Genomic DNA, 23,952 nt, shown 5'->3' with positions numbered 1-23,952 from the left:
ATCCTCCCCCGAGCTTAACGGGGAGAGGATCGAAGCGGGTGGTGGTTACACCCGCATCGGCATCAGGACATACAGCGCCGGCGACTGATCGTTCTCACGGATCAGCGTCGGGGCGGCGGCGTCCGCCAAATGCACTTCGACCAAGTCGCTTTCGATCTGGCCGAGAATGTCCATCAGGTAGCGGCTGTTGAAGCCGATCTCGAACGGCAGCGACACATATTCGCCGGGGACTTCCTCAGCAGCGGCACCGTTCTCCGGGCTGGTGACCGACAGCGTGATCTTGTCGCGGTCCAGCGCCATCTTGACCGCACGGGTCTTCTCCGTGGCGATCGTGGAAACGCGGTCGACGCCCTGCATGAAGCTCTTGGGGTCGATCTTGAGGATCTTGTCGTTCGCCGTCGGAATGACGCGGCTGTAATCAGGAAAGGTGCCGTCGATCAGTTTGGAGGTCAGGATCGCCTGGCCCAGGTCGAAGCGGATCTTGGAACCCGACAGCGACACGCCGACCGAACCGTCGACTTCGTCGAGCAGTTTCCGGAGTTCGGCCACGCACTTACGCGGCACGATCACGTCGGGCATCGTCTCTGCGCCATCAGGGCGCGCGACGGTCACGCGGGCAAGGCGGTGGCCGTCGGTGGCCGCGGCCTTGAGCACCGGCTGCGGGTCGTCGGTGACGTGCAGGAAGATGCCGTTCAGGTAATAGCGGGTTTCTTCGGTGGAGATGGCGAAGCGGGTCTTGTCGATGATCTGCTTGAGCGTCTCGGCCGGCAGTTCGAAGGTGGTCGGCAGTTCGCCTTCCGCGATCATCGGGAAATCGTCGCGTGGCAGGGTCGCCAGGGTGAACTTGGCGCGGCCGGCGTTGATGGTGATGCGGCCTTCGGCTGCCGACAGCTCGACCTGCGAGCCCTCAGGCAGCTTGCGGGCAATATCGAACAACGTGTGCGCCGACACGGTGATCGCGCCGGGCTGGTCCACCGTGGCGGGGATCGTCTCGTCGATCTGGAGATCGAGATCGGTCGCCATCAGACGCAGCGCGCCGTTCGGCTGCGCCTCGATCAGCACGTTGGAGAGAATAGGAATCGTGTTGCGCCGCTCTACCACGGACTGGACGTGGCTCAGGCCCCTCAACAGAGTTGCGCGTTCGATCGTCGCTTTCATGTCAAACCCCCGGAACCGCCGGCACGAATCCGGCAGCGGTAATGCAGTCGACCCTAATCTCTAACGGCAAAAAGGGCCGGGGCAAGCGCCCCGACCCTTTCCTGCACAGCAAAATGCTGCGTCCGCGTTACTGAACCGCGTCCTTAGAAGCGGAAGCCGAGGCCAGCCACGATCTGGTGACGGTCGGTATCGACTTCGAAGCGGTCAGTGACCGTGCCGTTCGCGCGCTCGAAATCGGCGTCGGTGTAGTTCGAGTAGCGATATTCGAGCTTGGCATAGGTGTTGCGGCCGATCGACTTCTCGACACCCGCGCCCAGACGCCAGCCGTCGAGCTGGAAGTTCTCGTCTGTCTCGTTGTTGCCGTTCACGGCGAGGACGTTGAGACGGGCATTGGTGTAGCCGCCCTTGGCGTAGATCAGCGTGCCGGGGCTTGCTTCGAAGCCAAGGCGGGCACCGACATAGATGTCACGGCCAGTGGCGACTTCGCCATAGCCGAAGAAGTTCGGGTCCGAACGGTTCGCGCGGGTCTTGCCCGTGGAGTCGCTCAGTTCGGCTTCGATGCCGAGTACGGCGCCGCCCAGCGGAATGTCATAGCCGGCCTCGATGCCGTACTGGAAACCCTCAACGCTCTGGTCGTCGCCGTCGCGGTCGGAGTCCTCGGTGCTGCCCGGACGGACGATGTCATAACCACCGATCACGCCGACGCGGAAACCGCTCGGGGCTGCGTCCTGTGCGAATGCCGGCGCGGCGAAAGCCGAGGAAGCGGCCAGGGCGGCGAGGAAGACGATCTTACGCATACAAACTCCTTAAAGAACCGACCGCCCAACCGGGCGAGTGGGTGGCATAACTGGGGTGCCGCGGCGCCAGTTGCATGAACGTCAGATAAACGCGCAATCGCGTGACATTCCTGCAACACCTGTTCGGGTGGCTGCGATCCCACCCGCGCTGTGGCGAGGACCTGCTGACAGTTACCTGAACGAAACGAACTGGAATGGAGACGTTGCGTTTCGCTTGGCGAAGCTTGAAAGGATCTGCATGCACGCCAATCGCAAGGGCCGCGACTTCATTGCCCGGCACGGGGAGACCGTGTTCAATATCGCCCGCCGGATGCAGGGGGCGCACCCGCATACGCCGCTCACCCGCGCGGGATTTGCCCAAGCCGATGCAATGGGCGCGGCGCTGCGCGAGATACTCGGGCCAAAGCCCAAGCTGACCCTGTGGTCCTCGACCATGGGCCGTGCCTTGCAGACGCTGGCGATCATCGCCGAGCATCTGGAACTCGACTGGCATCAGGCGCGCACCGACGAGCGGCTGGTCGAGATCGGCATGGGCGAATGGAGCGGGCGCTATTACGACGCGCTGCGCGACGAGGTGGGCGAGTTCCTGGACCTGGAGCATGGGCTGTACAACCGCCCGCCGCCGGGGGGCGAATGGTATGACGCAATTGCCGTGCGGGTGTCGTCCTGGGTTGCGGATACGGACGAAGATGCGGGCGACCGGCTGGTAATCATGCACGGCATGTCGAGCCGCATCCTGCGAGGGGTGATGGCCGGACTGGACGTGATGCCGCAGTTCGACGCCCCGGTGGCGCCGGACCTGCCGCAAGGGTCGATCGTGATGATCGAGGGCGGCCGCGAAACCGTGGTGCACACCGGCACCGGGCGCGGCGCCGCGCCGGCATGATCGCGCTGGCGCTCGCCTTGCTGCTGGCGCCGCGCGATGCGCTGGGCGTGTACGAGGGGTGGGGCGCGTTTCGCGACGCCTCGCCGCTGCGCTGCTATGCGATTGCGAAGCCGGTGCGGCGGGGGAGCGGCGCCTTTGCGAGCATCGCAAGCTGGCCGCGAGCGGGTGCGCGCAACCAGCTCCACATTCGGCTGAGCCGCCCGCGCAGGGCTGATGCGCGGGTGACGCTGTCGATCGGGGAGCGGCGCTTCGAATTGCAGGCGGGGCCAAACGATGCCTGGGCGCCCGATACCCGCACCGACGCGGCGGTGGTGGCAGCGATGCGCGAGGGGCGGAGCATGTCGGTGGAGACGGTTTCCGCCAACGGGGCGCCATTTGTGGACAGCTACCCCTTGAAGGGGGCTGCGACGGCGATCGATGCGGCCGCCCTGGGGTGCGTGCGGTTTCAAGCATGAATTTGCGGCGCCAAAACTGATCAGTTCCCCGGCCTTCGTCAGGGAACAAGAGAGTCGGTACGCCCGAACGCCCTTCGTCACCCCGGCCTTGAGCCGGGGTCCCGCTGCCTTGTGCCGACAGAAGAAGAAGCGGGATCCCGGCTCAAGGCCGGGATGACGGGAGTTGGCTGAGGATCAGCGGCTGGGGCGTTGCGCCTGTGCGATCGCCGCAGTCTGGATGCGCTGCTTGAGCGCGGAATCGGTCTGCATCGCCTGGGCGATGGCATTGAAGCGGTCGGGCGCAATGCCCGAGGCAGCAACGGCCTCAGCCGCCTTCTTGTTGCGGTCGTCCTCGCTCACGGTCGCGTCCTTTTGCGCGCGGGTGATGGTGAGGGCGGCGCCGGCGAACTGGCGCACTTCGGTTTCGCTGACGGTGGCAGATGCCGCGCCGGTGGCGGGTGCGGCCTGCTGCGGGGCGACCTGAGTCGCGGCAAGCGCCGCGCCGAGGATCATTGAGAACAGCATGTGAATACTCCGACTGTGGTTGCCCCACATCGTCCTGATCGGCCTCGACACCCGCAGCCGGCAAGCGCAACGCGGCGCTCTGTGCCATTCGCATGACGGGCGGCGCGCTTGCACAGGGTGTGGAAATTGCGCGCGAAATCGCTTATATGGTTGCCCATGCAGACAGTGTCGGCCGCTCCCATGCCCATTCCCGGGCACATCGATCCCGTGCCCATACCGCGCGCCAAGTCGCCGCGGTCCGATGGCAAGACCGACCTGATCGGCCTGTCCAAGGAGGGCATCCGCGCCGCGTTGCTGGAAGGCGGCATGGAGCTAAAGCAGGCCAAGCTGCGCGCCAAGCAGCTGTGGCACTGGATCTACAATCGCGGTGCGACCGACTTTTCGCACATGACCGATATTGCCAAGGCGCAGCATCCATGGCTGGCCGAGCGGTTCGTGATCGGGCGCCCGGACGTGGTCGAGGCGCAGGTGTCGAACGACGGCACGCGCAAATGGCTGCTGCGCTCGCCCGACGGGCAGGATTACGAGATGGTGTTCATCCCCGATGCGGATCGGGGAACGCTGTGCGTCTCGAGCCAGGTGGGCTGCACGCTAAATTGCCGCTTCTGCCACACCGGCACGATGCGGCTGGTGCGCAACCTGACCGCGGGCGAGATCGTCGGCCAGGTGATGCTGGCGCGCGACTCGCTGGGCGAATGGCCGAGCCAGCCCGAGGGGCGGATGCTCACCAACATCGTGATGATGGGCATGGGCGAGCCGCTGTACAATTTCGACGAAGTGAAGTCCGGGCTGCAGATCGTCATGGACGGCGACGGGCTGGCGCTGAGCAAGCGGCGCATCACCCTGTCGACCAGTGGCGTGGTGCCGATGATGGCACGCGCGGGTGAAGAGATCGGCGTGAACCTGGCGGTATCGCTCCACGCGGTGACCAAGGACGTGCGCGACGAGATCGTGCCGCTGAACAAGAAATACGGCATCGAGGAACTGCTACAGGCGTGCGCCGATTATCCGGGTGCCAACAACGCCCGGCGCATCACGTTCGAATATGTGATGCTCAAGGACAAGAACGACAGCGACGCCGACGCGCATGAACTGGTCCGCCTGCTCAAGAAGTACAAGCTGCCGGCCAAGGTGAACCTGATCCCGTTCAACCCCTGGCCCGGCGCGGCGTACGAATGCTCGACGCCCGAGCGAATCCGGTCTTTCTCCAACATAGTGTTTGAAGGCGGCATCTCGGCGCCGGTACGCACCCCGCGTGGCCGCGACATCGACGCGGCATGCGGTCAGCTGAAGACTGCGGCGGAAAAGAAGAGCCGCGCGCAGATGGATCGCGAGGCCGAGGAAAAGATGGCGGCGCTAGGCTGAGCCCTTGCTGGCGATTAGCGGCGCACTTCCAACCGGCTTGGAGGGCAAGTGAGCCCCGATCTTGTTCCCCTTGCGCTCGCATTCGGCGCCGGTATTCTCGGCGGCGCGATGAACGCGCTCGCCGGGGGTGGGACCTTTGCGACGTTGCCGTCGCTGATCGCGCTGGGGCTCCCGGCCAATGTCGCCAATGCGACGTCCAACGTCTCGCTGCTGCCCGGGGCAGGGGCGAGTGCCTGGGCGTTTCGCGACGAACTCACGCCGCTGGGTGGTGTGTCCATCAAGCTGCTGGCGGCGATCACCTTTGTCAGCGGGCTGGTGGGCAGCTTGCTGCTGGTGGTGACGCCTAGCCGAGCGTTCGACGTCATCATTCCCTGGTTGCTGCTGATCGCATTTCTGGCAATTGCCTTTGGCGGTCCGGCGTCCGCATGGCTGCGGGCGCGGGTGACGATCGGGCCGCGGGCGCTGGTCGTCGCGCAGACGATGCTCGGGGTCTATGGCGGCTATTTCGGCGGGGGCGTCGGGATCATGACCACGGCGACCTATGGGCTGCTGGCGGCGATGAGCCCCCGGGCGATGTTCGCGCCGCGCACGCTGATGCTGGCAACGGCAAACTTCGCGGCGGCGTTCGTGTTCATCACCTTCGGGCTGGTGCGCTGGAGCGCGGCCGCGCCGATGCTGGTAGGATCGGTGCTGGGCGGCTGGCTGGGCGCGCGCGTGGGCAAGCGGCTGCCACCGGCTCTGGTGCGGTGGTGGACGCTTGGGGTGACGGGCGTGACGACGGTGGTGTTCTTCGTGCGGGCTTATGGATGAGCCTGGATCCTCCCGGACAGGATCTAATTATTAAGCAGGCCTCTGCATCCGGAACAGCGCGTCCTCGGTAACCTCGAAATAGTCGGCGGGACCGCCACCGCGCAGGATCGGGCGGGCGCGGGCGGTCTGGTAGACGCCGTCCTCCAGCATCGCGCGATCGATATGGGCGGCGACCACTTCGCCGAGCACCAGCCATTGCTCGATCGCCGTACCTTCCTTGGTTTCCAGCTGGACGATCTGAGTGACTTTGCATTCGAACTGCACCGGGCTGCCGGCGACGCGGGCCGGGCGGACCCGTGCGGAGGGCAGGGTGCCAAGTCCGGCGAGGGCGAACTCGTCGATATCGTGCGCCACGCTCGCCGAACTTGCGTTCATCGCCTCAGCCTGATCGCGCGTGGCGAGATTCCACACGAACTCGCCGGTTGTGCGGGCATTCTCGACGCTGTCCTTCCAACCTTGCGAGGAAAAGCCGATCAGCGGGGGTACATACGCAAAGGCGTTGAAGAAGCTGTACGGCGCCAGGTTGCGCACGCCGGCGGGTGAAACCGTGCTGATCCAGCCGATCGGGCGCGGAGCCACGATCGCGTTCAGCGGATTGTGCTTCAGGCCATGCCCCTTGGCGGGTTCGTAGAAATGGTAATCGGTCATCGATGCGCAATGCGTGGCGGTTCCACGCGTTGCAAGCAGGGGTGCGGCCCTGCGCCTGGGCTGCTATCCCCGTCGGCATGGATGTTGTCTCCACCGCCGACGCGCCGGTTCGCGTCTATCGGCATCGCCTGTTCACGCGGCTGTGGCACTGGGTGAACGCGGTTGCCGTGATCGTGCTGATCGGCAGCGGGCTGATGATCTTCAACGCGCATCCGCGGCTTTATTGGGGCCATTACGGCGCGAACTTCGATCCCGCCTGGCTGGAGCTGCCGCGCTGGCCGGGCTGGGTGACGCTGCCGTCGCGCTATAGCCTGTCGGGCGCCCGGCACTGGCATCTGTTCTTCGCGCTCGTGCTCGCGTTTGGCCTGCTGCTCTACATGGTGTGGAGCCTGGTCAACCGGCACATCCAGCGCGATCTGCGCATCCGGTCGCGTGACCTGACGGCCCGCGCCTTGTGCACCGACCTGAAGGCGCACTGGGCGCTGCGCTTCCATGATCCGCACGATCCACGCGCGTACAACGTCTTTCAGAAGCTCTCCTATGTCGGCGTCATTTTCGTGCTGATGCCGCTGCTGGTGCTGAGTGGGCTCGCACTGGCGCCGGGCATGTGGGCATGGCTGCCCGACCTGTTCGGCGGGCGGCAATCGGCGCGCTCGGTGCACTTCATCGCGATGGGCGCGATGACGCTGTTCGTCATCGTCCACCTGACGCTGGTGATCCTGGCCGGGGCAGCGAATGAAGTGCGCTCGATGATCACCGGCTGGTGGCGCGCGCCCGAGGAGGACCATTCGTGATCACGCGGCGCAACTTGCTCGTCAGCACCGGGGCAGTGATGCTCGCCGGGTGCGACCGGTGGAGCGACCACCCCGCGCTGCTGAGCGCCGAGGATGCACACCGCTTCCTGCAACGCTCAGTCACCGGGCGGGCGGCGTTGGCGCGCGAATACCGCACCGATCAGATGAGCCCGGTGTTCCGCACCAACGGCACCCGCAGCCCGGGCACGCCTGAGTATAACGCGCTGGCGGCTAACCGCTTCGCCGACTGGCGGCTTCCGGTGACCGGCCTGGTGCGGCGGCCGCTCAACGTGAGCCTCGCCCAGCTGCAATCGCTGCCGCAGCGCGCGCAGATCACCCGGCACGACTGTGTCGAAGGGTGGAGTGCGATCGGCAAGTGGCAGGGCCCGCGGCTGGAAACGGTGCTGCGACTCGCCGGCATCCGCGACGATGCACGCTATGTGGTGTTCCATTGCGCCGATCGTTTTGGCGGAGACGCCTTTTACGAATCGATCGACCTGATCGACGCCTTTCACCCACAGACGCTGCTCGCCTGGGCGATGAACGACCGGTATCTCGATGTCGGCCATGGCGCGCCGGTGCGGCTGCGCGTCGAGCGGCAACTCGGCTACAAGCAGGCCAAGTACATCATGGGCGTGGAGGTGGTTGCCTCGCTCGCGGGAATCGGCGGCGGCAAGGGCGGCTATTGGGAGGATTCGAACGGCTATGAATGGTACGCCGGCATCTGATTGGACGCGAGTTGTTGCGCCGCGGAAGATCGTTGCGGATAAAGCCAGGACATAAAAACCTGCTTCGGGTCCGTGCCATGGCTTTGATCGACCGCTTTTTCGCCCGTGCCGTCAAGCGCGGCCAGCTCACTGTCCTCCGGGACGGCGGCTCCCGCACCTTCGGTACGCCGGATCCCGATCTCAAGCCGGTGGCGATCCGCTTCGGCCCCGGTGCCGAGCGGCAAATCCTGCGCGACCCCAGCCTGGGCGCGGCCGAAGCGTTCATGGACGGCAAGCTCATCATGGAAGAGGGCGATATCCTCGACCTGCTGATGCTGATGACTGAGAATAACCGCTGGGAGGAGAGTCGGACCGTACTCGACCCAAAGCCGATGCAGCGGCTGGTCGGCAAGGCGGCGCACTGGCTTGGGCGGCGCAACATGGCGCGCTCTGCCAAGCGCAACGTGGCGCATCACTATGATCTCTCGGCGACGCTGTACGATCTGTTCCTCGACAAGGACCGGCAATATAGCTGCGCCTACTTCACCGATCCGTCGAACGGATTGGAACAAGCCCAGGCCGATAAGAAGGCGCATATCGTCGCCAAGCTGGCGATCGAACCCGGCATGCGCGTGCTCGACATTGGCTGTGGCTGGGGCGGGATGGCGCTCTATATCCACCAGAAGACCGGTGCCGAGGTGCTGGGCATCACCTTGTCCGAAGAACAGCTCAAGGTCGCTCGTGAGCGCGCCGAAGCGGCGGGGGTCGCGGACAAGGTCAAGTTCGAGCTGATCGACTATCGCGCGCTTACCGGTCAGTTTGACCGCATCGTGTCGGTCGGCATGTTCGAGCATGTCGGCACGCCGCAATACCGTACCTTCTTCGCCAAGGTACGCGAGCTGCTGACGCCTGAAGGCGTGATGCTGCTTCACACGATTGGGCGCGCGGGCGGGCCGGGCTATACCGACGCGTTCACGCTCAAATACATCTTCCCCGGCGGCTATATCCCCGCCCTGTCGGAGATCGCGCAGGGCTATGAGGGCCTCAAGATGTTCGTGACCGACATCGAGGTGCTGCGGCTGCATTACGCTTATACGCTCAAGGCCTGGTACGAGCGGACGGTGGCCGCGCGGGACGAGATCGTCGCGTTGTACGACGAGCGCTTCTATCGCATGTGGACCTTCTATCTCGCCGGTTGCTTCGTCAGTTTCTGGAATGGCGGGCTGGTCAATTATCAGCTGCAATTCTCGCGCTCGCGCCATACGCTGCCGATTACCCGCGACTATATGGCTCAGGCTGAGCTGGCGCTGCGCGAGGAGGTCGACGCCGCGCCACCGCTCCGCGCCTGATGGTTGCATGCAGGGGCACGGGACCCTAGAGCGCGCCGATTCATAATCACCCCGGAGTCGCTGCCCCATGTCCGACAAGATCAACCGCGTTGTCCTCGCCTATTCGGGCGGGCTGGACACCAGCGTGATCCTGAAATGGCTGCAGCAGGAATATCAATGCGAGGTGGTGACCTTCACCGCCGATCTCGGCCAGGGCGAGGAGCTGGAGCCCGCGCGCAAGAAGGCGGAGATGGCCGGCGTGAAGCCCGAGCACATCTTCATCGACGATCTGCGCGAGGAGTTCGTCCGCGATTTCGTGTTCCCGATGATGCGCGCCAATGCGCTGTATGAGGGCACCTATCTGCTCGGCACGTCGATCGCGCGGCCGCTGATCGCCAAGCGCCAGATCGAGATCGCGCGCATGGTCAATGCCGACGCGGTCAGCCACGGCGCGACCGGCAAGGGCAACGACCAGGTCCGCTTTGAGCTCGGCTATTACGCGCTCAACCCCGACATCAAGGTGATCGCGCCGTGGCGCGAGTGGGACCTGACCAGCCGCACCCGCCTCATCGAGTTCGCTGAGGCGCACCAGATCCCGGTCGCCAAGGACAAGCGCGGCGAATCGCCCTTTTCCACCGACGCGAACCTCCTGCACACCTCGTCCGAGGGCAAGGTGCTCGAGGACCCGTGGCAGGAAGTGCCCGATTACGTCTATTCGCGCACGGTGAACCCCGAGGACGCGCCTGACGCGCCGGAGACGATCACCATCGATTTCGAGCGCGGCGACGGCGTTTCGCTGAACGGCGAGGCGATGAGCCCGGCTACCCTGCTGACCGCACTCAACGAACTCGGCCGCAAGCACGGCATCGGCCGTCTCGACCTGGTCGAGAACCGCTTCGTCGGCATGAAGAGCCGCGGCATGTACGAGACGCCCGGCGGCACGATCTATTCGATCGCGCATCGCGGCATCGAGCAGATCACGCTGGATCGCGGCGCCGCGCACCTGAAGGACGAGCTTGCCCCGCGCTATGCCGAGCTGATCTACAACGGCTTCTGGTTCGCGCCCGAGCGCGAAATGCTCCAGGCCGCGATCGACCACAGCCAGGAAAAGGTGACCGGCACCGTGCGGCTGAAGCTCTACAAGGGCCAGGCAACCGTCACCGGCCGCAAGTCGCCCTACAGCCTGTATTCGGAAAAGGTCGTGACCTTTGAAGACGACCAGGGCGCCTATGACCAGCGCGACGCGGCTGGGTTCATCAAGCTGAACGCGCTGCGCCTGCGATTGCTGGGGCGGCGCGAGAGCTGAGCGGAGGCAAGCCGCGCGACGTGTTCAGCGTCCGCGCGGCTGGTCCAGCAAGCCGATGAAGAAGGCGGTTACCACCATCTGAAGCCCGATGCAGCCGAGCAGCATCGATGGAATGGTGAGGCGCATGAGTTCGGAAGGGTCAAGCCCTCCAAAGCCGGTCGACGCCCAGATCGAGGTGGCGGTTACGGCGCCGCCAATTCCCAAGGCAAGCATCACTCCGCCTGCGACACAGGCGCGCTCGACGGTGAACGCGCTGCGAACGTGCCGCATCAACCCGCTTTCGGGCCACATGCCGGCAATTGCGCCATAGCGCCGGGCCATGATGCTCAAGCCGATCAACTGAGATCCCATCAGCACCGCCATCGCGGCGAAGATCATGGTGTGGACGCCGAACTCGACAGCGCCCACTCGGATGTCACCCTGAGCGAGACCGAGCACGCCGACCATCCCAATAAGGGCCAGCGCCAAGCCGGGGTAGAGGAACAGGAAGCGCGGTGCGTAGATCAGCAGGAACCGCAAGTGCCGCCAGCCGTCGCGCCAGGTCCGCAGATGGGGGGCACGGCTGCGTCCGTCGGGAGCGAGCGTGGTCGGCACCTCGCGTATGTCGAGCTTCCCGATCGCCGCTCGGACGACCATTTCGCTGGCGAATTCCATGCCTGACGTCTTCAGTTCGAGTGCCTGGATGCTTTCGCGGCGAAAGGCCCGCAACCCGCAATGAAAGTCGCCGACGGAGATGCGGAAAAACGCCCTGCCCAGGAAGCTGAGCACTGGATTGCCGAGCCAGCGGTGCAAGGGGGGCATGGCCCCAGGCTGAATCCCGCCCCTGAACCGATTACCCATCACCAGATCCGCACCATTGCGCAGTTCGCTGATGAACGGGGCAAGGCTGCCGAAATCATAAGAATTATCTGCATCGCCGATGGCGACAAACCGTCCGCGTGCTGCTTCGATACCGCCTATCAGCGCAGCGCCATAGCCACGCGCCGGCACGTGCACGATTCGCGCGCCCAATGCATTTGCGATTTGCTGTGATCCGTCGGTCGATCCGTTGTCGGCGACGACGACTTCACCAGAGATGCTCTGCTCGGCAAGAAAAGCGTTCGCCTTCTTGATGCAAATGGCGAGCGTCTCCGCCTCGTTGAGGCATGGCATGACAATCGAGAGTTCCACTTCGCGTGCAGGTGCACGCGGCGGCAACTTCGGTGGGTGCTTCAGCAGTGCGGCGACGGACATTGCATCTCCTGGGTCCATGCCTTTTTGGGGGAGCGAGTAGAATTTTTGGTTAACGCTGAGGCGGGGCGGTGACTGAGGTGCCGCCGTTAACCATTTCACACGGATCAACTGCTACCGCTTCCCCGTCGAAGCCGGGGAGAGAGCGATGCTAGGGTCTGTTCACAACAAGCTGGTTTTCGGCCGCCGTGTGCGGACGCTAGCGGCTGCCATTGCCGGGCGGTTGCCTTGGGGCGCGCGAGTCTTGGATGTTGGCTGCGGAAGCGGCGACCTCGCGGTGCTGATCATGCAGTTGCGCCCCGATGTTTCCATCGAGGGAATCGATGTTCTCGTCCGGCCCAATACGGCCATACCTGTGCATGCGTATGACGGCGCGCATATCCCCTTTCCAGACAACGCGTTCGATGCAGCCATGGTCGTCGATGTGCTTCACCACACGGATGATCCCGAGGCGGTGCTGGCTGAGATCGCGAGGATAGCGCCCTTGATCGTGATCAAAGACCATCTTCGGGACGGCTTTGCCGCGGGCGCAACGCTGCGCTTCATGGACTGGGTCGGCAACGCCGCGCATGGCGTACGGCTGCCGTACAACTACCTGTCCCGGCGCGAATGGAATGCGATATGGTCGCGGCTCCATCTTAGGACCAGCAGCTTCGCGGCGAGACTGGCCATCTATCCTAGACCGTTTTCGTGGATTTTCGATCGCGGCTTACATTTCGTGACCGTCCTCACGCGCTGAGTTTAGGTCTCGTGCTGACATTGAGGCATGGTTCAGACGCGGTCGGCGGGCGACGTCAGGATCTGATCGTCGCAGCACTGCTCGCGTCCATACTTTCCCTCTGCTGGGCAGTGACCGACTGGCAACGTGTCGGGCATCTTCTGCTTCCGGATCCCGATGACATCATGCGGCTTGCGCAGGTGCGCGACTGGATCGGGGGTCAAGGGCTCAACGATTGGACGCAGCATCGCATGGGTCCGCCGACAGGCGCTGCGATGCATTGGTCGCGCATAAACGACGTCGGAGTTGCAGCAATCATCCTAGCGGTGACTCCTATATTGGGGCGTTTCCATGCCGAGCTCGCGGCGGTCCTTTTGTATCCGGCCCTGTTGTTCGCCTGCGCCATCTACCTATCCGCCCGCATTGGCCGACTGCTATGGGGCGGGGAGGCAGGGCTCGTGGCGGCGGTGCTGACCGCGCTGGCGTACCCCGGTACTACCGTCTTCATTCCCGGCCGGATCGACCATCACGCGCTTCAGGTGGTGCTGATTCAAATCGCGGTATTCTCGTCGATGCGACCGGCTCGAGGTAGTACAGGCGCTATTATCGGGCTGGCCGCGGCCCTCAGCCTGATTGTTGGCCTTGAAACCACGCCGCAGGTGGCAGCGCTGGTCGCGTTTCTCGCGCTCGCCTGGGTGATCCGCGGGGAGGAAGAGCGTCTACGCCTCTTCGGCTTCGGTGTGGCGCTCGGTGGGACAACCCTGTTTTTCCTGCTGTTCTTGCGCCCGGAATATTGGAGCGCAGCGCTGTGCGACGCATTTACGCCAGCATCCTCCACCGGCACGTTGGCAGTTGCGGCGTGTCTCATGACGCTGGCCCTGTTGACGCGACACCTCCACGGCTGGCGCGCGCGGCTTATGGTCGGCGCGGTGCTGGGCGGCTGCGCGTTGATTGGGACGTTGCTGGTGTACCCAGCGTGTGTCGCTGGACCCTATGGGTCAGTTGATCCGTTTCTCCGTGAGAATTTTCTGCCGAACATCGACGAAGCGGCAGGCATCTTTCGGCAAAGGCCGGTGAGGATTGTCGCCTTTGGCGGTTTGATGGCCACCGCTTGTCTCGTGTCGATTTGGATCATGGTGGCGAAGCACCGTCGCTGGATGGTGATCGCGCCTTTGGCGGCGGTCATCATCCTCTCAGGGCTGACAATGCTGGCGCAGGTGCGGGGCGTGTATATCGGTGCGCCGCTGGCTGCCCCTATGCTCGCCACGTTGATTCTGGGCGCGCGTCGCGGCACCGGCGGGCGGTCCCTTCTCACGATGTTAGCCTGGTTGTCGGGCGCCGGAATGGCCTATGCGGCCGGGGCCGAGCAAGTTGAAGCAATTCTGACTTCCCGAACGGCCGCAGGAACTCCCGGACACAGCAGGGTTCTTCCGCCGCAGGTGCTCTGTTCGCGAGGTGAAGCTTGGAGGCAGGTAGATAAGCTTCCGCCGAGCAAAATCATGGCAGGAACCGCCGTTGCCGCTTTTGTGGTGGGCGCAACGCACCACTCGACCGTCGGTGCCGGGTACCACCGTAACGATGCGGGCAACATGGCGGTCTACCGGTTCTTCCTCGGTTCGAACGGTCAGGCGCGCCGGATCGCGTCTGACTGGCGAACAGAGTATGTCTTGTACTGTCCAGGCGACTTCGGAGAGTTGAACCCCGATCAAAGGTATCCACAGAGCGTGGTCGCGGCGCTTCGGGCCGGGCGCACGCCCGATTGGTTGGAGCCGATACCCCTGCACGGCACGCCCATGCGCCTATACCGTGTGCGCTAATGGGCTAAGGCGGAGATCGATCTTCAGCCGATTTCCGTCCCCCGCCGAGTCCGCTTGAAAGGTTCGCCCCTGCTCCCCTAAAGCGGCGCGATGGACAGGGGCGACAAGTTGCATTGGTGGCAGACACGGTGGTTCGTGGCGCTGTGCACGCTGATGGCGGTCGTGCCGCTGCTATGGCCGCAGATTCCACCACTGGTCGACCTGCCTGGCCATATGGGGCGCTATCGCGTCCAACTCGATTACGACACCGTGCCGTGGCTGCGCGAATGGTATGATTTCCAGTGGAGCCTGATGGGCAATCTGGGGGTCGACCTGCTCATCATCCCGCTGAACAAGCTCTTCGGGCTCGAACTGGCGGTCAAGCTTGTCATCATCACCATTCCGGCGATGACGGTGGCCGGGCTGCTGATGATCGCGCGCGAGGTGCATGGCCGCATTCCGGCCACGGCGCTGTTCGCGCTGCCTTTGGCCTATTCCTTCCCGTTCCACTTCGGCTTCGTCAATTTCGCGTTGTCGATGGCGTTTGCGCTGATCGCGTTCGGCTGGTGGCTGCGCCTTGCGAGGCTGGGACGCCTGAAGCTTCGTGCGGTGCTGTTCGTGCCGATCTCGGCGCTGATCTGGGTTTGCCACACCTATGGCTGGGGTCTGTTGGGACTGCTCGCCTTCTCGGCCGAGCTGGTGCGCCAGCATGACATGGCAAAGGATCAGGGCTTTGCCCGGCGCTGGGTGCATCCCTGGTTCTGGGCGGGGCTGCACTGCCTGGTGCTGGCCCCGCCGGCGCTGCTGATGGTCTTGTGGCGCAGCGGCGGCCATGTGACGGGCCAGACCGGTAATTGGTTCAATTGGCGCGCCAAGACTCTGTGGGTGGTCCAGGTGTTCCGCGACCGCTGGCAGCTGTTCGACCTCGCGTCGCTCGGCGTGCTGTTCCTATTGATGTTCAAGGCGATCCGCGACCCGAACATCCAATATTCGCGCAATCTGACGCTGTCGGCGCTGTTCCTGCTGGCGGTTTACCTGCTGCTGCCGCGGATCGTGTTCGGGTCGGCCTATGCCGATATGCGGCTGGTGCCGTTCATGCTCGCCATCGCGATCATCGGCATCCGGCCCAAGCCAGGCCTGTCGATGCGCGGCGCTGCGGTGGTGGCGGCGCTCGGCATGGCGTTCTTCACGGCGCGTATCGGCGCCACGGCGTACAGCTTCTACCTGTACGACAAGAGCTATGACCGCGAGTTGAAGGCGCTGGACCATCTGCCGCGCGGCGCCCGGCTGGTCACGTTCGTGGGCGAGACCTGTTACAACGAATGGCGGATGACGCGGCTTCAGCACGTCCCCGGCCTCGCGCTGGAGCGCAAGCTTGCCTATGCCAACGACCAGTGGTCGATGGCCGGCGGCCAGCTGCTGACGGTACGCTATGCTGCGGCCGAGCGCTTCGCGCACGACCCCTCCGAACTGGTGACCGACGTGCAGTGCCCGCGCGAGTGGTGGCGGCCGATCCCCTGGGCGCTGTCCCGCTTTCCGCGCGATGCATTCGATTATGTATGGCTGATCCGTCCGCCTGCCTATGACCCGCGCTTCGAGCAGGGGCTGGTGCCGGTATGGCGCGACGGCAGCAGCGCGCTGTTCCGGGTCGACCACAGCGTGCCTGCCCCGGTAGTGCGCGCGGGCGAACTGCCGGTGCCGCGCTGGGAGCGTGACATCATCCTGAGCGACGGGCGCGCGCACGGCAGCGGCATCCCGGCACCCAAGCCAAGCTCGAACCCCTAACCGCCTCGGCGGAAGGGCGTCAGCTCGCCAAGATATTCCTGCTCGTCCGCGATCGCCAGCTTCTCGCGTTCCAGATACCCGGCCACGGCCCGCCGGAACGAGGGGTCAGGGATGTAGTGCGCCGACCAAGTGGTGACCGGGACATAACCGCGCGCCAGCTTGTGCTCGCCCTGGGCCCCAGCCTCTACCCGCGCCAGCCCGCGTGCGATGGCGGCGTCGATCGCCTGGTAGTAGCACAGCTCGAAATGCAGGAACGGCACCTGCTCGACCGCGCCCCAATAGCGGCCATACAGCGCATCGCTGCCGATCAGGTTTAGCGCCCCAGCGATAGGAACGCCGTCCCGCTCGGCCAGCACCAGCAGCACCTTGTCCCCCATCGCCTCGCCCAGCATGGAGAAAAAGGCGCGGGTGAGGTATGGCCTGCCCCATTTGCGCGAGCCGGTGTCTTGGTAGAACGCCCAGAACGCATCCCAGTGCGCTTCGGTGATTTCCGCTCCCACCAGATGGCGGATGGTTAGCCCTTCCACCGCCTGTGCGCGTTCCTTGCGGATCGCCTTGCGCTTGCGGCTGGCCAGCGCGGCGAGAAAGTCGTCGAAGCTCCCATAGCCGTCATTCTGCCAATGGAACTGCGTTCCCGCGCGCAGCAGCCAACCGGCCCGCTCGAACTGCGCTAGCTGGTCCTCGGCGATGAAGGTGACGTGGGCGGACGACAGCTTGTTCTGGTCGGTCACTGCCTCGATCGCGGCAATCAGCGCGGGCGCGAGGGTATGGTCGCGCAGCAGCAGCCGCGGCCCCGGCACCGGCGTGAACGGCACCGCAACCTGCAGCTTGGGATAATATTCTCCACCCGCCCGCTCCCAGGCGTCGGCCCAGCCATGGTCGAAGACATACTCTCCCTGGCTGTGCGCCTTCACATAGGCTGGGGCGATCGCCGCGGGCACGCCGCCGGCATCGTCGATCACGATCGGCAGCGGCTGCCACCCCGCGCGCGCAGTTGCCGAGCCCGACCGCTCCAGCGCCGACAGGAAGGCATGCGACACGAACGGGTTGTCCGCGCCCGCGCAGGCGTCCCACTGCGCTTGCAAGAAGGACTGCACGCCAGGAGCGATGCGGGCGGTGATCGGCTGCGAATTCACTGCGCCACAGATAGGGGCGGGAGGCGCACACCGCGAGGGGCAATCCGCCGAACCCGGTGCGAACTGCTGTTGTAGTTCGATGCGACACTTGGCACAGTTCGGCGAGGGGGAGACTCGCATGGACGCGTTGCGGCTGGACGCAGTGGAGAAGCGCTTTGGCGACTTCACGGCGGTGGAGGATCTGAGTTTCACCGTCGCAGCGGGCGAGGTGTTCGGCTTTCTGGGCGGCAATGGCGCGGGCAAAACCACTTCGCTGCGCATGGTGCTCGACATCCTGCGCCCCGACACCGGCAGCATTGCGGTGCTGGGCCGGGCGCCCGGGCGCGGAAACAGCGCACAGCTGGGCTTCCTTCCCGAAGAGCGCGGGCTGTATCGCCAGATGACGGCGATCGACACCATCGTGTATTTCGGCCGGCTGAAGGGCATGTCCGCTTCTGACGCCCGACGCGAAGGGCTGGAATTGCTCGCGCGCTTCGGCCTTCCCGAATTCGCCCGCACCACCGTGGACAAGCTGTCCAAGGGCATGGCGCAGAAGGTGCAGCTGGCGACCGCAGTGGTGAATCGTCCTGCGCTGCTGATACTCGACGAGCCTTTCTCCGGCCTCGATCCGCTCAACCAGGGACTCTTGGAGGACGAAATCGTCCGCGCCGCCAGGAACGGCGCGGCGGTGGTCTTCTCCACCCACGTCATGCAGCATGCGGAGCGGCTGTGCGACCGCTTGTTGCTGCTCGCCAAGGGCCGCAAACTGTTCGAAGGAACTCAGGATCAGGCCCGCGCCACCTTGCCGGCTCGACTGAACCTGGTCTCACGCAAAGCGCCGATGTCGCTGGATGGTGTGTCGGAAGCGCATGAAGCCGGCGCGCTCGGCGATGGCTGGAGCAGCTGGGACGTGCGGCTGGAGCCTGGACGCGATCCCGGCGACCTGCTGGAGCGCTGCACCGCGCAAGGCTTCGCGCTACGCCAGTTCGAGCAGCGGCGCCCCAGCCTGCACGACGTCTTCCTTCACATCGTCGGCGGCGCGGAGGGCCGGTCATGATCCAGAACATCCTGCTGGTCGCGGCGCGCGAGTTCCGCCAGATCGCCATGACGCGCAGCTTCTGGCTGACGCTGCTGATCCTGCCGTTGGCCTTTGCCGTCGGCCCGATCGCCTCGCGCTTCATGGACAAGTCTGACACACAGACAGTGATGCTGGTCGACAAGGCGGGCGGCCGCACCGCAGCGGCCATTCGCCAGCGAATCGAGCTCGATCAACAGCGGGCGACACTGGACAAGCTCGCCCGCTATGTGCGGCGGCACGACCTGCAGCGTGCGGCCCCCGCCGCGCTGTGGGCGCAAAAGGAGCGCTGGTACAGCGATGCCGATGTTGCCGGCTTCATGCGCGATGGCGGGCTGAACGCAGCGCTCGCGAAGATCCGCGCCGTCTCCGCAAAGGACGCTGAAGCGTTCGAAACGCCGCCGATCGACTATCGCGTCATCCCGACTCCGGCGAACGTCGCCACCGCCGCGCCCGGTGCCATCGAGAAGGCGCTGGAGCCGCATCTGCGCCCTGGGGAGGGCGCAAAAGCCAAGCCGGTCGACTATGTCGTGCTGATCCCTGCAGCGTTCGGTGCCACCCCGAACGTGCGCATCTGGACCAATGGGCGGCCGCGTCCGGAATTCGTCCAGACGTTGCAGGGGGTGCTGACGCAGGAGCTGCGCATGCGCTTCCTTCAGGTGAACGGCGTGGCGCCGGCCACTGCTGCCGCGGCCGGTGTGATCGCGCCGGCGATCCAGGTGACTGCGCCGCCAACAGGTGACGGGCGCGAGCGGGTGATGATCCGCTCCATCCTGCCGCTGGCCTGTGTGTACCTGCTGCTGATGTCCTTGCTGCTGTCGGGCAGCTGGCTGTTGCAAAGCACGGTGGAGGAGCGGAGCAACAAGCTGCTGGAAACGGTGATCGCCTGTGTCAGCCCCAACGAGCTCATGTACGGCAAGCTGCTCGGCACCGTGGCGGTGGGTCTGTCGATGGTCGCGACCTGGATTGCGTGTGCGCTGTTCGCCGCCTTCTTCACCCAGGGCACGATCGCGGAGATCATCCGGCCGGCACTGGAGCCTGTCTCTTCAATCGGCAGCATCGCCACGATCCTGTTCTTCTTCATCGCCGGCTATCTGGTGGTCTCGATGCTGTTCCTGGTGATCGGCGTGATGAGCGACTCCATGCGCGAGGCGCAGGGCTATCTCACGCCGGTGCTGCTGGTGATCATGATGCCGCTCACCGTGCTGATGCCGGAGGTGCTGCGCGGCGGATCGGGTATCGGCGTACAGGTAATGACCTGGATCCCGCTCTACACGCCCTTCGCAGTCCTCGCCCGGCTGGGCAGCGGGATTCCATCCTGGGAAGTGATCGGCGCCGGCCTTATGCTGGTGCTGTTCATGGTTGCCGAGTTGCTCCTGCTCGGCCGAGTGTTCCGCGCGAGCCTTTTGAACGGCGGGCGCCGTCCGGGACTGGGCGAGATCGTGCGGCTGATGGGCAAACCGGGCTGAATGGGAGAGGGGTCACGATCGACCACTCCCGTCATCCCGGCCTTGAGCCGGGATCCCGCTTTTTTCTTCTGCGCCTAGATCAGGCGTAGTGAACAGCGGGCCGCAACCTAAGCCTGGCCCGGCGAGGCCACCGCACCTGGCCATTCCTTCACCCGCACATCCCGTACCGGATACGGAATCTCGATCCCATGGTCCTTGAACAGCACCCATAGCCGATTGAGCACGTCGCTGCGCACATTGCCCACGCCGCTCTGGGGATCGCTGATCCAGCACAATATCTCATGCTCTACGCCCTTGTCGCCGAACGCCATCAGCCAGACATTGGTGCGCGGCGTGTCGAGCACGCGCGGGCTTTCCTTGGCCGCGCGGAGCATCAGCTCCTGCGCCAGCTTCAAGTCGCAGGTGTAGGAAACCGTCACGGGGATGCGCACGCGGACGTTCCGGTCGGTATAGGACCAGTTCTCCACTTCCTGCGTCATCAGGTTTTCGTTGGGGATCAGGTGCTCCTTGCCGTCGCGGGTGATGACGCTGACCGCGCGCACGCCGATCTTGTTCACCCAGCCAAAGCTGTCGCCGACCACGATCACGTCGCCCGGCTTGATCGACCGGTCCATCAGCAGGATGATGCCGGCGATCAGGTTGCCGATCGTCTTCTGCATGCCGAAACCGACCGCGAGGCCGAAGGCACCGGAAAAGACCGTGAAGGCGGTCAGGTCGATCTGGAGCAGGTCGACGCCGACGAAGAAGGCGGCGACCACCACGGCGATGGCAGCCAGCTTCTGGAATAGCAGCTTCTGCGTCGCATCGAACCCGCGCGCCTGCGCGATCGAATGCGTCAGCACCCGGTTCACCAGCCGCACCGCCGCGAACAGCAGCAGCACGGTGATTCCAAAGGTCAGCACCGAAAGCAGCGTGATACGGCGCCGCCCGACCTGCACGCCGACGCGGTCGAAGGTGGTCTCGATCATCGCCAGCCCGCCGATCGCGTGCGACAGGATCGCCAGGAAGGCGAGCGCGGCAAGGCTCCACGCCGCCCAGCGCGGCAGGTTCAGGCCGCGCAACACCCCAACTGCCAGCATCGCTACGGCTGTCGCCTGCGCAAGGCCGACCACCAGCGCGGCCAGAGGCGACCATGGCCATGACGCGGCAATCAGCGACAGGACAATGGATGCAGTGCCCCAGCGGGCAATTTCGCACACGCGCAGTTGGAGCGTCTCCACCGGCTGATGGAGCCGCTCGGCCCAACCATGCGCGATCTGCGGACCCACTCGCCGCCCGGCGAGCCAGCCGATCACTAGCCCGAGCGCTGCAAGTCCGGCGGCGATCAGCGCCTCGGTCAGCGCGGCTGTGTCCGGCAGGTCATGGCCAGCCAGCCAGGCGCCTAGCTGATCCATCAACCGCGCACGGTCGCGAAGCGGGCGAGGCCGGCGTCCAAATCGGCGATCAGATCATCTGGATCTTCCAACCCGATCTGGAGCCGGACCAGCGGTCCCTCTGCCTGCCAGCGTGTCGCCGTGCGGTGGCGCTGCGGATCAACCGGGATCGCCAGGCTCTCAAACCCGCCCCAGCTATAGCCGATGCCGAAATGCTCCAGCCCGTCGATCAGCGCGCTTCGCGCTGCATCACTGCCGCCGTTCAGCACGAACGAGAACAGCCCCGAGGCACCCTTGAAGTCGCGCGCGAAGATTTCGTGGCCGGGGCAATCTGGCAGGGCGGGATGCAGCACGCGGGCGACCTCGCTGCGGGTCTTGAGCCACTGCGCGATCTGCAGCGCCGCGCGGCCATGCTGGTCCAGCCGCACCGCCATGGTGCGCAATCCGCGTGCTCCAAGCCACGCATCGTCGGGGCTCGCGGTCTGGCCCAGTTCATAGGTCGCGGCGCGCAGCCGCTGATACTGGCCCGGTGCAGCGGTGACCGATCCCAGCATCACGTCGGAATGGCCGACGACATACTTGGTGCAGGCCAGGATGGTGTAGTCGACGCCCAGCCCGATCACCGGGAACAGCAGCGGCGTCGCCCAGGTGTTGTCAATCAGCGTGGTGATCCCGCGCGCCTTGGCAACGGCGACGATCGCCGGCACGTCCTGCACCTCAAAGGTCAGGCTGCCGGGGCTTTCCATCAGGATCGCCTTGGTGCGATCGGTGCAGAGTTCGGCGATGCCGGCGCCGATCAGCGGGTCGTAGAAAATCGTCTCCACGCCGATGCGCCGCAGCATGCCCGTCGCGAAGTTGCGCGTGGGGTCATAGGCGCTGTCGGGCATCAGCAACTCGTCGCCGGGCTCCAGCACCGCCAGCAGCGCGGTGGTCAGCGCGGCGACGCCCGAGGGGTAGAGCAGGGTGGCTTCGGCACCGGGTTCGAGCTCGGTGAGTGCATCGGCGAGCGACCATTGGGTCGGCGTACCGCGGCGCCCGTAGAACAGCTTGTGGTGCGTGTCGGCGGCACCCCGGTCGCGCAGCTCTGCGACCGAGTCATAGAGGATCGTGGAGGCGCGCCACACCGGCGGGTTGACGATGCCTTGCGTCCATTCGGACTTGCGGCCGCCCGCGACGACGCGGGTCTTGTCCTTCTTCATGCGGGGCCCAGTGCCTTGGGGGTGGAGGGATCGGCGCCCCATTCCGACCAGCTGCCGTCATACAGCGCCGCGTCGTGGCCGAGCAGGTGGGCGGCGAAGACGATCACTGCGGCGGTGATGCCGGAGCCGCAGGTCGCGACGAGCGGGCGGGCGGGATCGATGCCGGCGTCTGCGAAGACCTGGGCGATGGCCGGGCGGGACTTCCAGGTGCCGTCGGGCTGAAAGAAGCTGCCATAAGGGATGTTCTTCGATCCCGGGATGTGGCCCGAGGCGCTGTTGGGGCGGGGGTCGGGTTCTTCGCCGGTGAAGCGTGCTTTGGAGCGGGCGTCGGCGACTTGGTGGGTAGTGTTGGCCAGCATCTGGTCGACGCGGAAAACGACTGCTTTGGGTGTGGCCGGGTGGAAGTTGCCAGGCGTGGCCGAGGTGGCAACTTCCGCTGCTTCGAGGGGGCGGCCCTCGCGCTTCCACTTGGCGAGCGCGCCATCGAGCAGTGCGGCGTCCAAGCCGGCGCTACGCAGCACCCACCAGGCGCGGCAGGCGGTGTGGTGCGGGCCGTCTTCGTAGAGGACGATGCGAGTGTCCGCGTTCACGCCGAGCGCGCGCAGCCGCTCAGCGACCTGTTCGGCGGGCGGCAGCATGGAGGGGAGCGGGTTGCTCTGATCGACCAGGCTGTCGAGGTCGAGGAAGCGGGCGCCGGGGATGTGCGCCGCAGCAAAGTTCGCCTGTGGATCGCTGGGCGGCGCGCCGGGAATCTTGGAGGTATAGCTCGCATCGAGCACGAGAAGGTCGGGATCGCCCAGTCTTTCGGCGAGCCAATCGGTCGTTACCAGCGCATCCATGCATGCCGGTCTAGGAGGATGCAAAGCGCGCGGCAAACCCCTACATGGCCGCGATGGACGCAAAGCATCTCGGCAAGACCTCGACCCTCCCCGATTCGCCCGAAGCGGCGGAGCTCGATTACGTGCCCAATCCCCGCCCCGGCAGCCGCTACATGATCCGCTTCGCCGCGCCGGAATTCACCTCGCTGTGCCCGATTACCGGCCAGCCCGACTTCGCGCACCTGGTGATCGACTATGTGCCGGGCGACACAATCGTCGAATCCAAGTCCTTGAAGCTGTTCCTGGGCAGCTTCCGCAACCATGGCGCCTTTCACGAGGATTGCACGGTGGGCATCGGCGAGCGGCTGTTCGCCGAGATGAAGCCGATCTGGCTGCGCATCGGCGGTTACTGGTACCCGCGCGGCGGCATTCCGATCGACGTTTTTTGGCAGTCGGGCGATGCGCCGGAAGGCGTGTGGATCCCGGGGCAGGACGTACCGGGCTATCGCGGCCGCGGTTAACCTGAGTCATGTTGCACCGCACCATCTTTGCAACCATATTGCTCATGCAGAGTTGAGAAGGTTGTAACGGGCGCAGAACGCTCGGTGTGTTTGCA

23 protein-coding genes are annotated in these 23,952 nt (G+C 65.2%); 14 read left to right on the top strand and 9 right to left on the bottom strand.

Annotation, left to right across the window (positions count from 1 at the left end; translation table 11 throughout):
• Positions 1–45: 45 nt before the first annotated feature.
• Both dnaN and LQ953_RS04015 read right to left on the bottom strand, forming a co-directional pair.
• Positions 46–1,158 carry a DNA polymerase III subunit beta gene (gene dnaN / locus LQ953_RS04020; protein WP_231029384.1) on the bottom strand — a complete coding sequence of 371 codons (1,113 nt, stop codon included), beginning with the start codon at positions 1,156–1,158 and terminating at the stop codon, positions 46–48.
• Between the two features lie 143 nt (positions 1,159–1,301).
• Positions 1,302–1,955 (bottom strand): outer membrane protein, encoded by a 654-nt coding sequence (locus LQ953_RS04015; RefSeq protein ID WP_231029383.1) that lies wholly within the window; start codon positions 1,953–1,955, stop codon positions 1,302–1,304.
• A 238-nt stretch (positions 1,956–2,193) separates the two neighbouring features.
• Here LQ953_RS04015 and LQ953_RS04010 point away from each other — a divergent pair, with 238 nt between their 5' ends.
• On the top strand, positions 2,194–2,841 hold the full coding sequence (locus LQ953_RS04010) for a histidine phosphatase family protein (protein ID WP_231029382.1): 648 nt from the start codon (positions 2,194–2,196) through the stop codon (positions 2,839–2,841).
• Complete coding sequence (locus LQ953_RS04005; protein ID WP_231029381.1) at positions 2,838–3,296, top strand: invasion associated locus B family protein; 459 nt, start codon at positions 2,838–2,840, stop codon at positions 3,294–3,296. The genes LQ953_RS04010 and LQ953_RS04005 overlap by 4 nt, the downstream gene beginning before the upstream one ends.
• Before the next feature lie 174 nt (positions 3,297–3,470).
• On the opposite strand, the gene LQ953_RS04000 is transcribed toward LQ953_RS04005, so the two are convergent.
• Positions 3,471–3,800: a DUF4168 domain-containing protein gene (locus LQ953_RS04000; protein ID WP_231029380.1), complete on the bottom strand. Its 330-nt coding sequence runs from the start codon at positions 3,798–3,800 to the stop codon at positions 3,471–3,473.
• Between the two features lie 156 nt (positions 3,801–3,956).
• On the opposite strand from LQ953_RS04000, the gene rlmN reads away from it, so the two are divergent.
• Positions 3,957–5,165, top strand: coding sequence for a 23S rRNA (adenine(2503)-C(2))-methyltransferase RlmN (gene rlmN / locus LQ953_RS03995; RefSeq protein ID WP_231029379.1), 1,209 nt, complete (start codon positions 3,957–3,959; stop codon positions 5,163–5,165).
• Positions 5,166–5,213: 48 nt separating this feature from the next.
• Entirely contained in the window at positions 5,214–5,975 is a 762-nt protein-coding gene (locus LQ953_RS03990; protein WP_231029378.1) for a sulfite exporter TauE/SafE family protein, read from the top strand.
• A 30-nt stretch (positions 5,976–6,005) separates the two neighbouring features.
• Here LQ953_RS03990 and LQ953_RS03985 read toward each other — a convergent pair whose 3' ends face one another.
• The gene (locus LQ953_RS03985; RefSeq protein WP_231029377.1) at positions 6,006–6,623 is read right to left on the bottom strand and encodes a flavin reductase family protein; all 618 of its coding nucleotides are present in this window, start codon (positions 6,621–6,623) and stop codon (positions 6,006–6,008) included.
• A 77-nt stretch (positions 6,624–6,700) separates the two neighbouring features.
• Between LQ953_RS03985 and LQ953_RS03980 the strand changes: the two genes are divergently transcribed.
• From LQ953_RS03980 to LQ953_RS03965, 4 genes are all read left to right on the top strand, one after another.
• The gene (locus tag LQ953_RS03980; protein ID WP_231029376.1) at positions 6,701–7,417 is read left to right on the top strand and encodes a cytochrome b/b6 domain-containing protein; all 717 of its coding nucleotides are present in this window, start codon (positions 6,701–6,703) and stop codon (positions 7,415–7,417) included.
• Between the two features lie 38 nt (positions 7,418–7,455).
• Complete coding sequence (locus LQ953_RS03975) at positions 7,456–8,145, top strand: molybdopterin-dependent oxidoreductase (RefSeq protein WP_231029550.1); 690 nt, start codon at positions 7,456–7,458, stop codon at positions 8,143–8,145.
• A gap of 77 nt (positions 8,146–8,222) precedes the next feature.
• Entirely contained in the window at positions 8,223–9,473 is a 1,251-nt protein-coding gene (locus LQ953_RS03970) for an SAM-dependent methyltransferase (RefSeq protein ID WP_231029375.1), read from the top strand.
• A 67-nt stretch (positions 9,474–9,540) separates the two neighbouring features.
• Positions 9,541–10,758, top strand: a complete 1,218-nt coding sequence (locus LQ953_RS03965; RefSeq protein ID WP_231029374.1) for an argininosuccinate synthase — start codon at positions 9,541–9,543, stop codon at positions 10,756–10,758.
• Positions 10,759–10,782: 24 nt separating this feature from the next.
• On the opposite strand, the gene LQ953_RS03960 is transcribed toward LQ953_RS03965, so the two are convergent.
• A complete protein-coding gene (locus LQ953_RS03960) occupies positions 10,783–12,090 on the bottom strand; it encodes a glycosyltransferase family 2 protein (protein WP_231029549.1) in 1,308 nt (435 codons plus the stop codon).
• A 46-nt stretch (positions 12,091–12,136) separates the two neighbouring features.
• Between LQ953_RS03960 and LQ953_RS03955 the strand changes: the two genes are divergently transcribed.
• The 3 genes from LQ953_RS03955 (at position 12,137) to LQ953_RS03945 (ending at position 16,287) form a co-directional block, all read left to right on the top strand.
• Positions 12,137–12,727 carry a class I SAM-dependent methyltransferase gene (locus LQ953_RS03955; RefSeq protein ID WP_231029373.1) on the top strand — a complete coding sequence of 197 codons (591 nt, stop codon included), beginning with the start codon at positions 12,137–12,139 and terminating at the stop codon, positions 12,725–12,727.
• 110 nt (positions 12,728–12,837) lie between these two features.
• On the top strand, positions 12,838–14,523 hold the full coding sequence (locus tag LQ953_RS03950) for a hypothetical protein (RefSeq protein ID WP_231029372.1): 1,686 nt from the start codon (positions 12,838–12,840) through the stop codon (positions 14,521–14,523).
• 90 nt (positions 14,524–14,613) lie between these two features.
• A complete protein-coding gene (locus LQ953_RS03945) occupies positions 14,614–16,287 on the top strand; it encodes a hypothetical protein (protein ID WP_231029371.1) in 1,674 nt (557 codons plus the stop codon).
• Here LQ953_RS03945 and LQ953_RS03940 read toward each other — a convergent pair.
• Positions 16,284–17,384, bottom strand: coding sequence for a GNAT family N-acetyltransferase (locus LQ953_RS03940; protein WP_443026538.1), 1,101 nt, complete (start codon positions 17,382–17,384; stop codon positions 16,284–16,286). The two genes, LQ953_RS03945 and LQ953_RS03940, sit on opposite strands and share 4 nt — an antisense overlap.
• Positions 17,385–17,541: 157 nt before the next feature.
• On the opposite strand from LQ953_RS03940, the gene LQ953_RS03935 reads away from it, so the two are divergent.
• Positions 17,542–18,459 carry an ABC transporter ATP-binding protein gene (locus LQ953_RS03935; protein WP_231029369.1) on the top strand — a complete coding sequence of 306 codons (918 nt, stop codon included), beginning with the start codon at positions 17,542–17,544 and terminating at the stop codon, positions 18,457–18,459.
• A complete protein-coding gene (locus LQ953_RS03930) occupies positions 18,456–19,946 on the top strand; it encodes an ABC transporter permease (protein WP_231029368.1) in 1,491 nt (496 codons plus the stop codon). The genes LQ953_RS03935 and LQ953_RS03930 overlap by 4 nt, the downstream gene beginning before the upstream one ends.
• A gap of 107 nt (positions 19,947–20,053) precedes the next feature.
• On the opposite strand, the gene LQ953_RS03925 is transcribed toward LQ953_RS03930, so the two are convergent.
• From LQ953_RS03925 to LQ953_RS03915, 3 genes are read right to left on the bottom strand one after another with little or no spacing between them, the layout of a single operon-like run.
• The gene (locus LQ953_RS03925) at positions 20,054–21,340 is read right to left on the bottom strand and encodes a mechanosensitive ion channel family protein (RefSeq protein WP_231029367.1); all 1,287 of its coding nucleotides are present in this window, start codon (positions 21,338–21,340) and stop codon (positions 20,054–20,056) included.
• Positions 21,340–22,518: a cystathionine beta-lyase gene (gene metC, locus LQ953_RS03920; RefSeq protein ID WP_231029366.1), complete on the bottom strand. Its 1,179-nt coding sequence runs from the start codon at positions 22,516–22,518 to the stop codon at positions 21,340–21,342. The genes LQ953_RS03925 and metC overlap by 1 nt, the downstream gene beginning before the upstream one ends.
• Positions 22,515–23,357, bottom strand: coding sequence for a sulfurtransferase (locus LQ953_RS03915; RefSeq protein WP_231029365.1), 843 nt, complete (start codon positions 23,355–23,357; stop codon positions 22,515–22,517). Before LQ953_RS03915 ends, metC begins: the two co-directional genes overlap by 4 nt.
• Before the next feature lie 53 nt (positions 23,358–23,410).
• Between LQ953_RS03915 and queF the strand changes: the two genes are divergently transcribed.
• Positions 23,411–23,857 carry a preQ(1) synthase gene (gene queF, locus LQ953_RS03910; protein WP_231029548.1) on the top strand — a complete coding sequence of 149 codons (447 nt, stop codon included), beginning with the start codon at positions 23,411–23,413 and terminating at the stop codon, positions 23,855–23,857.
• The last annotated feature ends 95 nt before the right edge of the window (positions 23,858–23,952 follow it).

Source organism: Sphingomonas sp. IC-56 (assembly GCF_021043375.1).
In the GTDB taxonomy this organism is placed as follows: Bacteria; Pseudomonadota; Alphaproteobacteria; order Sphingomonadales; family Sphingomonadaceae; genus Sphingomonas.
This window is presented reverse-complemented; position numbering and strand designations above follow the sequence as displayed.

Excerpts from the sequence above, each read along its gene's own strand:
- dnaN (WP_231029384.1), bottom strand. The coding sequence starts at position 1,158 with ATGAAAGCGACGATCGAACGCGCAACTCTGTTGAGGGGCCTGAGCCAC.
- LQ953_RS04015 (WP_231029383.1), bottom strand. The coding sequence starts at position 1,955 with ATGCGTAAGATCGTCTTCCTCGCCGCCCTGGCCGCTTCCTCGGCTTTC.
- LQ953_RS04010 (WP_231029382.1), top strand. The coding sequence starts at position 2,194 with ATGCACGCCAATCGCAAGGGCCGCGACTTCATTGCCCGGCACGGGGAG.
- LQ953_RS04005 (WP_231029381.1), top strand. The coding sequence starts at position 2,838 with ATGATCGCGCTGGCGCTCGCCTTGCTGCTGGCGCCGCGCGATGCGCTG.
- LQ953_RS04000 (WP_231029380.1), bottom strand. The coding sequence starts at position 3,800 with ATGCTGTTCTCAATGATCCTCGGCGCGGCGCTTGCCGCGACTCAGGTC.
- rlmN (WP_231029379.1), top strand. The coding sequence starts at position 3,957 with ATGCAGACAGTGTCGGCCGCTCCCATGCCCATTCCCGGGCACATCGAT.
- LQ953_RS03985 (WP_231029377.1), bottom strand. The coding sequence starts at position 6,623 with ATGACCGATTACCATTTCTACGAACCCGCCAAGGGGCATGGCCTGAAG.
- LQ953_RS03980 (WP_231029376.1), top strand. The coding sequence starts at position 6,701 with ATGGATGTTGTCTCCACCGCCGACGCGCCGGTTCGCGTCTATCGGCAT.
- LQ953_RS03975 (WP_231029550.1), top strand. The coding sequence starts at position 7,456 with ATGCTCGCCGGGTGCGACCGGTGGAGCGACCACCCCGCGCTGCTGAGC.
- LQ953_RS03970 (WP_231029375.1), top strand. The coding sequence starts at position 8,223 with ATGGCTTTGATCGACCGCTTTTTCGCCCGTGCCGTCAAGCGCGGCCAG.
- LQ953_RS03965 (WP_231029374.1), top strand. The coding sequence starts at position 9,541 with ATGTCCGACAAGATCAACCGCGTTGTCCTCGCCTATTCGGGCGGGCTG.
- LQ953_RS03955 (WP_231029373.1), top strand. The coding sequence starts at position 12,137 with ATGCTAGGGTCTGTTCACAACAAGCTGGTTTTCGGCCGCCGTGTGCGG.
- LQ953_RS03945 (WP_231029371.1), top strand. The coding sequence starts at position 14,614 with ATGGACAGGGGCGACAAGTTGCATTGGTGGCAGACACGGTGGTTCGTG.
- LQ953_RS03935 (WP_231029369.1), top strand. The coding sequence starts at position 17,542 with ATGGACGCGTTGCGGCTGGACGCAGTGGAGAAGCGCTTTGGCGACTTC.
- LQ953_RS03930 (WP_231029368.1), top strand. The coding sequence starts at position 18,456 with ATGATCCAGAACATCCTGCTGGTCGCGGCGCGCGAGTTCCGCCAGATC.
- LQ953_RS03925 (WP_231029367.1), bottom strand. The coding sequence starts at position 21,340 with ATGGATCAGCTAGGCGCCTGGCTGGCTGGCCATGACCTGCCGGACACA.
- metC (WP_231029366.1), bottom strand. The coding sequence starts at position 22,518 with ATGAAGAAGGACAAGACCCGCGTCGTCGCGGGCGGCCGCAAGTCCGAA.
- LQ953_RS03915 (WP_231029365.1), bottom strand. The coding sequence starts at position 23,357 with ATGGATGCGCTGGTAACGACCGATTGGCTCGCCGAAAGACTGGGCGAT.
- queF (WP_231029548.1), top strand. The coding sequence starts at position 23,411 with ATGGACGCAAAGCATCTCGGCAAGACCTCGACCCTCCCCGATTCGCCC.